The organism is Nostoc sp. DedQUE08 (assembly GCF_034530895.1).
Lineage (GTDB): Bacteria > Cyanobacteriota > Cyanobacteriia > Cyanobacteriales > Nostocaceae > Nostoc.
In genome coordinates this window covers 294,883-304,344 of sequence record NZ_JAVRCD010000002.1, presented here as the reverse complement: position 1 = coordinate 304,344, position 9,462 = coordinate 294,883, and the positions used below count along the sequence as shown (strand labels likewise).

The 9,462-nt window shown below is 40.0% G+C and carries 5 protein-coding genes and 2 pseudogenes; 4 read left to right on the top strand and 3 right to left on the bottom strand.

Annotated elements, in window-relative coordinates:
- Positions 1-1,763 (bottom strand): DUF4347 domain-containing protein (locus RMY64_RS02585; protein WP_322699225.1); only part of this gene is annotated, 1,763 nt, incomplete at its 3' end.
- A gap of 541 nt (positions 1,764-2,304) precedes the next feature.
- On the opposite strand from RMY64_RS02585, the pseudogene RMY64_RS02580 reads away from it, so the two are divergent.
- Positions 2,305-2,574: pseudogene (locus tag RMY64_RS02580) on the top strand (IS630 family transposase); the annotation flags it as partial.
- Positions 2,575-2,927: 353 nt separating this feature from the next.
- Here RMY64_RS02580 and modB read toward each other — a convergent pair.
- Positions 2,928-4,724: a molybdate ABC transporter permease subunit gene (gene modB, locus RMY64_RS02575; RefSeq protein WP_322699224.1), complete on the bottom strand. Its 1,797-nt coding sequence runs from the start codon at positions 4,722-4,724 to the stop codon at positions 2,928-2,930.
- A 294-nt stretch (positions 4,725-5,018) separates the two neighbouring features.
- On the opposite strand from modB, the gene RMY64_RS02570 reads away from it, so the two are divergent.
- From RMY64_RS02570 to RMY64_RS02560, 3 genes and pseudogenes are all read left to right on the top strand, one after another.
- Positions 5,019-7,067 (top strand): potassium channel family protein, encoded by a 2,049-nt coding sequence (locus RMY64_RS02570; protein WP_322699223.1) that lies wholly within the window; start codon positions 5,019-5,021, stop codon positions 7,065-7,067.
- A gap of 93 nt (positions 7,068-7,160) precedes the next feature.
- Positions 7,161-7,247 (top strand): annotated as a pseudogene (locus RMY64_RS02565) (IS5/IS1182 family transposase); the annotation flags it as partial.
- Between the two features lie 70 nt (positions 7,248-7,317).
- A complete protein-coding gene (locus RMY64_RS02560; protein ID WP_322699222.1) occupies positions 7,318-8,208 on the top strand; it encodes a hypothetical protein in 891 nt (296 codons plus the stop codon).
- A gap of 214 nt (positions 8,209-8,422) precedes the next feature.
- Here the strand turns inward: RMY64_RS02560 and RMY64_RS02555 are convergent, their stop codons facing one another.
- Positions 8,423-9,325: a class I SAM-dependent methyltransferase gene (locus tag RMY64_RS02555; RefSeq protein WP_322699221.1), complete on the bottom strand. Its 903-nt coding sequence runs from the start codon at positions 9,323-9,325 to the stop codon at positions 8,423-8,425.
- Positions 9,326-9,462: the final 137 nt, after the last annotated feature.

Here is a 9,462-nt window from a genome sequence, read left to right as displayed (position 1 = left end):
ACAACGTTCTCATTAACATTTAATTGGCTCAACCCCAAGTCTGTAGGAACTTCGTCAACCAAGTAACGCACCACAGCAAAGTCAGTACCGTCAGTTCCAGCGACGATAATCTTGCCATCGGGCTGTTGAACAAGTCCATAGGCAATGTCAAGGGTGAGTAAGCCTAAGCCTAAATCAGTATTGACCTTGCCATCATTGTCAAAAGTGGTGTCGATTGAGCCATCGCTGTTGTAACGGACTAGAGCAAAGTCATTGTTGCTCACTCCTGCCACAAGAATCTTGCCATCTGCTTGTACAGCAAGGCTGTAGGCAATTTCGTTGGGAAGGAGGCCGAAATCAGTAGTAACCTTACCATCACTGCTAAAGCTAGTGTCGAGTGAGCCATCGCTGTTGTACCGTGCTAGGGCAAAGTCACCGTTACTCTCTCCGGCGACGAGAATTTTGCCATCTGCTTGTACAGCAGTACTGTAAACGATGTCGATGGCAAGTAAGCCGAAATCAGTAGTAACCTTGCCATCACTGCTAAAACTAGTGTCGAGTGAGCCATTGCTGTTATAACGTGCTAAGGCAAAGTCACCGTTACTCACTCCGGCGACGATAATCTTGCCATCTGCTTGTACAGCAGTGCTGTAAACGATGTCGATGGCAAGTAAGCCGAAATCAGTAGTAACCTTGCCATCACTACTAAAACTAGTGTCGAGTGAGCCATTACTGTTGTAACGCGCTAGGGCAAAGTCAGTGCCGTCAGTTCCGGCGACAATAATCTTGCCATCTGCTTGTACAGTAGTGCTGTGGGCGATGTCGATGGTAAGACCGAAACCAGTAGTAACCTTGCCGTCACTGCTAAAACTAGTATCGAGTGAGCCATTGCTGTTGTAACGTGCTAGAGCAAAGTCAGTGCCGTTAGTTCCGGCGACGATAATCTTACCATCCGCTTGTATAGCAAGGCTGTAACCGATGTCGATGCTGAGTAAGCCTAAATCAGTAGTAACCTTGCCATTACTGTTGAAGCTGGTGTCGAGCGAGCCATCAGTATTGTAACGCACTAAGGCAAAATCACCGTTGCTGTCTCCTGCAACGATAATTTTGCCGTCGGTTTGTAAAGCAACACTGCGGCCGATATCAATAGCAATAAAGCCTAAATCAGTAGTGACTTTACCATCACTACTAAAGCTGGTGTCAGGAAGTACTACAGCTAGTACTGAAGCGTAGGCTGCCATAACTTCTGGCTGGAACGCTAAAGAAGGAGCAATTACCCCCGTGTTCACTTCCAGTGCCCAGTCACCGCCTAATGCAGCACTGCCCGTTAAATTATCAGATGCCACTACTACTACACCTGTCAGTTCGCTCAGGCGCTGGACAAATGCCATGCCTTGCTCTGTTTGAGCTACTTCACAACCGTACAGTAGCAGTTGTGCATCTGCACTCAACGCACTTGCCCAACCCATCAGTTGCGCTGCATAACGATTGAGTGTTTCGTGGCTGAGTTGACTGTTCCCTAAATAGACTCGTCCTGGTGCGCCGTGAGAAACAATATGCAGACTATTGATTCCCTGATGCAATGCCAGCACTTGATTAATTTGCTCAATGCCATCCCGGTCGTTATCTAGAATTACGACAGAAGTATTCTGCAAAACACCTGTTACCAAGGTTTGGTAGTTGTCCACCTGTGAATCGATGAAAACTAGGCGATTAACAGAAATTTTCTTATTCAGGTTTTGAGTAGACTTGGTAGCTATCTTGATAGGTCTTGGGTTCAACATAATTTATCTTACAAAATACACAGTGTTTATGTTTCTGGTGAGAGAAAAAAGATGCTGAGTTTGAATCTTTTTCAAAGTCTCGCTTGCTCGGTAAATATAAAAAACTCTTGTTTGGAACCAAGCTCGAAAAAACAAGGTTTTAAATATTCTCTAATGAGAGTAATAAAAGAGCGTTAATTATGTTGGGTTACATATCACAAAGTAATCAAACAAAAGCAACGATCTTTTGGCAACGCAGGCGAGCTAATCAACCTAAGACTATTTACAAAAACTAATGATGACCACAGTAAAATTACTGATTTGTAATACGTATAAATTATTATAAACTACATAAAAAATCACATTCTGCTGGTTAAGTTGAAAATCTTGATATTTTCTATAATCCAATGAGAACAAAGCTTTCAGGCATTGAAGTTCAATTAGACATTTCGCGATCGCTTCTAAAGCTCATGTCCAAATTAACCTTATTGATACTATTATCAATAATTTCAGCCTGTCTGAGTCTAAACGCTTTGAGCACCTCCATAGATGATAAAATTGTGATGGTGCAAGCTATAATCGTTCGCAGCAAATTTAAGATTATCTAGATTCATTAAATCCTGAACCTGAAAAAGAACAATGGCTGCTCATCTGCTTCAGATTTGCCTCCAATGCACCACAAAAGAATCCTGTAGAAGATATTTTGCGATTGTAAGAATAACTTTATTCTTACAATCATTCTTTTACTGTAGTAAAGGCATTATTTAAGCTATCAATCCATTTTCAAATTTTTGAATTTTCTCAACTCAAGGAGTATAATTTTTTTTCATAAATAATTTAGGATCGCTATAGTCAATTGATTACTATTTAGTTTTGCTAACCCCATACTTTCTAACTTGTACGCTAGTGTATGGTCTAATTGCAAAATATCAGCAGCGATCGCTTTTTAGGCGATACAATTCTTGTTTTACAGTGAACTAGAGTACGACGGTTTCATGTTGTAGTCTAATATCATGTCCGGCTAATTACTTGTGATTCGATACATCTGTGCAGAAAATACAAAACCCTCTCCCCTGCTCCTCTGCCCCCCTGCGCACTTAATGATAAGTCTTTTACCAGACACGATATAACCCAACCCTCCACAAGCATTTTATGCAACGCCATCTGTTACATATATCTCTGCGTTCATTCCATCAAAATCAACCGCAGAGGATCTAAACGCACATACCAAGGAAAAGGTTTGTCTTTCATCATCGCCCATTTTTCTTTAAAGACTTCAGCTTGCAGATGATAATCTTGAGAATTCTTGCCAGCCGAATGTAGCTTGAGAAATAATGTCATTCTATGAGGCGTTTCACTTGTTCGTACTACCCAACAGGGAAAGGTATTTTCCTGTGATGAGTCGTTGGTAAAAATGAACTGATGGGCACGAATGCCGACGTGAGATAATTCGCTCGTGACTGGCTCAATTACTTGAAGAGTACAATCCCAATCAATCGCTTCTACCTGTTGTGATGACTGGAGAACAGCACGGGAGAAGTTTTTGCATCCAGTGAGTTGAGCGACACTCACAGTAGCAGGATGCTGGAAAATATCGTATTTGCTGCCATAATGAACGGCTCTACCATGCTCCAATACCAATAGATTCGGACAAATCCGATAAGCTTCTTCCATATTATGGGTGACAAATAGAGTCACACCTTGATAGCCAGCCAGAGTTTCTGTCATTTGCTGCTCTAATTGGCTACGCAGATGTGTATCAAGTGCGGAAAACGGCTCATCTAAAAGCAATGCTTCCGGTTGACTTGCTAATGCTCTTGCCAAGGCTACCCGTTGTTGTTGTCCCCCAGAAAGTTGGTGCGGATAGCGATCGCCTAATCCTTGCAACTGCATCGCTATTAGTTGCTCCTCAACCTGTACCCGAATACTCCCAGCCGATAGTTTTTTGGGCAAACCGAAAGCGATATTTTGCGCCACACTCATGTGCGGAAACAGAGCGTAATTCTGCACTAAAAAACCGATGCGGCGATCGCGGCTGGGTAGATTAATTCCTTGTTCGGAGTCAAACAGAACTCTGTCATTTAAAACTATGCGCCCGGTTGTCGGCGTTTCTATCCCCGCAAGGCAGCGCAAAATCATGCTCTTACCTGCTCCAGAACCTCCTAACAATCCCAAGGGTTGCTCATCAGTACTGAAAGCAACTTTTAAATCAAAGCTAGGAAGTATTTTTTCAATGTTGACTAACAATCCACCAGATTCAAAAGTAGATTGCGGGTTGTAGAGAATTTCTCCCCCTGCTTCCCCTGCTTCCCCTGCTCTCTTTCTTTCCCTCAGTTCTTGCCAGAAGTTGACTGCAATAATTCCAGAGAGAGAAATCGCCATAATTGCGATCGCCCAAAACCAAGCCTCATTTATTGCTCCTGCTTCCACTGCAAAATAAATCGCCATTGGGATTGTCTGCGTTTGTCCAGGAATATTACCAGCCAACATCAATGTCGCGCCGAATTCTCCTAAAGCACGGGCAAAAGCTAACATTGTGGCGGCGACAATGCCGGGTAGTGCTAAGGGTAAACTGATGCGCCAAAAGATTGTGATTTCATTTGCACCAAGGGTTCTAGCTACTCGCAGCAGATTACCATCTATTTGTTCAAAGGCTCCCAGTGCAGTTTTATACATTAAAGGGAAAGAAACTACTGTGGCTGCGATCGCTGCACCATACCAAGTAAATACGATGGTGAAGTCAAAAGCCCCCATGAATTTCCCTACAGGGCCATTTTTGCCAAAAAATAGCAGTAACAAGAACCCGACAACTGTGGGCGGTAAAATCAGGGGCGCAATCAAGATACTCTCAATCAACGATTTACCTTTGCCACGATATCCCAGCATCCAGTAGGCAGCAGCGATACCCAAAAAGAAGGTGATAAATGTGGCAAGTAATGAAGTTTTGAGTGATATCCAAAGAGGCGATAAATCCAATGGCATAGTTGCAAAGGGAAGAATTAGCTCAACTAATCCCTAATTTACCAACTTTAGCTTTAATATGTTGGAAAAAGTTGGTAAATTACATCACAATCAATCAAGGAAATCCCAAAAACTATCTAAACTTTAAACAAGATTCGCCTTCAGTTGGGTATCAAATATCAGAATTCGATACGGTTTACGATCGTTTGATACTCATCTTGAAACCAACTGGTAAAATTGTTAGGAATTACCGAAGTGTAAAAACCCTAGTAAACACATCCTGTTAGCAGTATCTAATACTACCGTCAACAGAAAGTGCATCCCCCTCCTAGCAGCAATCAAAAAAAACCCCAAGACCTTTTCTTAGTATGCGGACTCAAAAGTTTAGGGCAACATTGCGTTGCAATCCTCAAGGAATACGATGTTAAAGTCAGTGCCATAGAGGATGTGCAGCCCGAACATTGGGAAGTCCCAGAAATACCTAACTTACTAGAAAAGTTGATCGTAGGAGACTGCCGCCAGCCAAGTGTTTTGGAGCAAGCAGGTATATGTCAATGTCGTTCAATACTTTTAGTAACCAGAAATGAGCGGATAAATATAGAAGCTGCCTTTGCGGCACGGCGTCTTAATCCGCACGTTCGCTTGATTGTACGTTCTGACAAACAAAATTTCAACAAACTCTTGTGGGAAAATCTCGGTAATTTTGTTGCCTTTGAACCTACTCATCTTTCAGCTCATGCCTTCGCTCTGACAGCCCTTGGTTCTGAAGCTATTGGATATTTCACCTTAGAAGGGCAACTGTTGCAAGTGATAAAGCACCAGGTACAACCGAAGGATAGCTGGTGTAATGGCAAGCCAGTACATAGACTCAATCTCACAACTCGCCGCATCTTGAGTCATACACCTGTTTCATCTAACCCAATCAAAGAATTGTTTGGCTGGAATCCAGAGGCAGAAGTGCAGGTAGGAGACACGCTAGTTTACATAGATGTTGCATACGATTTAGCTTTCTCTGAACAACGTCGGCAATCTCATAACCAAAAGTGGCAGTGGCAACAGTTTATCCAAGGCATCACAGCGAAAAATCTCAAGGATAAAATAGTGCAATTTTGGCAATCTTACTACCAAAGCCAAAATCAAATCCGGCGAATTGCAACAATTTATGCGATTACTGTACTCATCCTGTGGTTTGTTGGAATAGTTCTTTACCGCTTATATTATCCTGATATCAGCATCCAAGAAGCTTTCTATGCGACAGCAATTTTGCTCTTGGGAGGATACGGAGATTTATTTGGCGGTGTTGAGTTTGCAGCGCAATCAAAACCTTCAGACGATATCCCTTGGTGGTTGCGGTTGTTTAGCCTGGGAATGACGTTGACAGGTCAAGCTTTCGTAGGAGTATTATATGCATTGCTGACTGATGCTCTCGTCACTTCAAGATTCCTTTTTTTCAATTCCCGCCCTCCAATACCACAACGCAACCATCTGATAATTATTGGCTTAAATCGCTTGGGACAAAAAGTAGCTGCTCTTTTGCAAGAACTCAACCAGCCGTTAGTAGGAATTCATCCTACCACTCTCGACCAAGAAACTTTACCCGATATGCCCCTTGTCGTTGGTAATACTACCGAAGCACTCATTAAGGCGAATATCTCCCATGCTAAAAGCATCATTTTAGTTGGGGACGATAATATGGAAAATCTGGAAATTGGTTTGATGGCTCATGCAATGAATCCCGCCACTACCTTGATTATCCGCTCTCAAGACCGCCAATTTAGTGATAATGTCGCCCCTCTATTCCCTTATGCTCAAGTTATATGTGGCGCGGCTTTGTCAGCAGAAGTTTTTGCTTGTGCTGCTTTTGGAGAAAATGTTCTGAGCTTGTTTCACTTGAATGAGCAAATAGTCATGGTGACGGAATACAAAATTGAAGATGGCGATACCTTGAATGGATTGCTTTTATCTGAAATAGCATCTGGCTACAGCGTTGTACCGATTCTCTACCAGAAATATCAGCGAGACAATTACTCTTTAATGCCCTGGTATGATGTTAAGCTTGATGCTGGCGATCGCTTGATTGTTTTAGCCACAAGCAGTAGTTTGCAGCGAATTGAATGGGGTGAAATGCTACCTCGCCTTTGGCAAGTGCAGATTGAAAAAGCTCTAACTACAAATGCCATTATGTATGGCACTGAAGAGATAGTTTTGATTACGGGATGTAGTTCAACTGATGCTAAGAAATGGATGAATAATTTGCCTAGAGTATTGCCAATACCACTTTATAAATATCAAGCTCAACGTCTCGTGCGCGAGTTAACAAAAGTACAAGTTCTGGCGAATTTAATCTTTATTGGGCAACCTTAAATCTTTCGTAACTATAAGTCATATCAGGTTCAACAACGAGTCGAAGCTTGGAGATTTAACATCACTAATAAGCTTTTTAGCGCTTGCTGAACTGTATTGGATTATGAACGCCTTCCTGAAACCTCAGAGACATTCATCTATATTGCCATGATTCGTATTACGATCAGACGACTTGCATAATTTTTGACTGGTTTCAACTTTTAAAACATCCTCTTAGTTCCTAATCCCTAATCTCTAGTCCCTAGTTCCTATGCTTCCAAATCTTACGCAGCAGTTTAATATTGGTAATATTGTTAGCCTTGCTAGCTATCTATATCGTTCAAATTTCAAAAAATTTTCTCGCCTGTCATTATTTGCCCATTTATGGCTAATAGTCCCGATTTATGGCTGGGCAAAATTTTATGCGTTCGCTGGTTTAATTTCCCGTTTAGCGTTTAGTGAAATTAGTGCTCAACCAGAAAGTTCAAAATTTGCAAAAATTCAGATTAAAAAAAGATTTTGGCAATTTCTCATAACTGCAATTCTAGTTATATTAATATGTTTACTACAATTTTTTATTTTTTACATTGGAATTTCAATAATTGCTGGAATAATATATGGAATATTAGCAACAATCTTTGGTACCATATCTCAACCAATCAATCAAGCAAATCCCTTTGACAATACTATATTTAGAATCATCATTATTCCTATAGCTATAGCTGTTTATTTCAGCCCTCTGTGGTTTTACTCGCGTTTCTTCATTACTGATTTACCTCTAGCAATAGAAGATGATACTAACTTCATTGGCGCAATTAAGAGAAGTAGACAACTAACCAAGGGTTTAACATGGCGGATTATTGCCATTATATTTATATCATTTGTAATTACTTTGCCTATACAAATTTTAGGATGGTTGATTTATAGTAAAGGATTCAACATTTTAATACAACTAATCTCCTTATTGTTATCTGGAGATTGGGCTAATGAAAATAAAGTGTTTATCAGTACATTACTACTGATAATTTTAAATTTAATCACTAGCATAATATTAATGCCCTTTTGGCAATCTATTAAATCTCTAGTTTACTATGACATTATTTGTCGTCGAGAAGGTTTTGATTTAAAAATCAATACAGTTCAGATAAGCCCAAAACCTTGATGTAAAGACGTGATTTATTGCAGAAAGACTACGCCAATAACCCTTAAACCAAGCGTATTGAATTATAACTAATCAATCAGACACGATATTATAATCATCTATGGATAATTATTGTAATTAAAAGGCATTTATTACAAAAGTAAAAGCACAACAATGTTGTGCTTTTGTAGATTATTTGTATTCAATTGATTGTGACAATCAGAGAGTTTCTTAATTAATCCAGTTTCGTACTGTACGCACTAAAACCGTAAGCCAAAGTTTCTTTTAAATTATCGGATGGCTTGAGACTCCTATTGATAGCATTAGCAAATGGCACCGGAATCCCTTTGATGGTTTCCGGCAAAATCGCATATTCTGCGGTTGGTTCGACAATGTATTGTGGACACTTCGCTTTCATTCCAGCAGTAGCTAACATTTCTTCTATTTCAGCAGCTGAATATTGCTTGAGATAAACCGGATTTCTCACAAATGGGTTCAGCCTTCTGATAAAATTATGGATAATATGAGAAGGACAGGACTTATTGTGAAAGGAATGATTAAAAACAAAAATTCCGCCCGGTTTTAGCACACGACATATATCAGCCAATAAATTTCTTAATTGTGCATCTGGGATATGCATAAAAACGCAGTTAGAAATTACCAAATCTATAGAATTATCTTCTAAAGGCAATGTCTCAGCAGAAGTGCAAATCAAGTTAAATTCCGCTTCTGGAAAAAAATTGTATTCTTGTTTAACCTTGACTAACCTCCGCAATAGAGGTTCAGAAATATCAATGCCATAATATTTTTCACATTTCAGATTTTTCGCTTTAGAAAGATGTAAAGGTGCGCGACCATAACCAGAACCAATTTCTAGAATAGAACCGACAGATTTATTCAACGGAAATTTGTTCCAAGTACCTCCAGGTGTACCAGTTAGCAGAGTGTAATCTTGTTTAATGGGTGATGTTGCTACAACTTTTTCAATTTTTTGGGAACCATAGTATGTTTTACCAATTGCATCCCATGTTTTTTTATGTTGAGTATTAGTTAATTGTTCATAGTCGCTAGGAAAATAAATTCCATCTCGTAATTCAAAGTCATTTAGACTGGATTTTACATTTGCTAATTGAGACATTATGATTATCCTCATCAATAGTGAATTCTGTTTTCTGTTATACTCTTAACTCAGCATTAACCGCAAGTGATTTTTACTGAACGGCTTTCCCTAAGCCTTTTTTCAAGTTTATAACTATTTTAAATTCGATGGAATCT

Excerpts from the sequence above, each read along its gene's own strand:
- modB (WP_322699224.1), bottom strand. The coding sequence starts at position 4,724 with ATGCCATTGGATTTATCGCCTCTTTGGATATCACTCAAAACTTCATTA.
- RMY64_RS02560 (WP_322699222.1), top strand. The coding sequence starts at position 7,318 with ATGCTTCCAAATCTTACGCAGCAGTTTAATATTGGTAATATTGTTAGC.
- RMY64_RS02555 (WP_322699221.1), bottom strand. The coding sequence starts at position 9,325 with ATGTCTCAATTAGCAAATGTAAAATCCAGTCTAAATGACTTTGAATTA.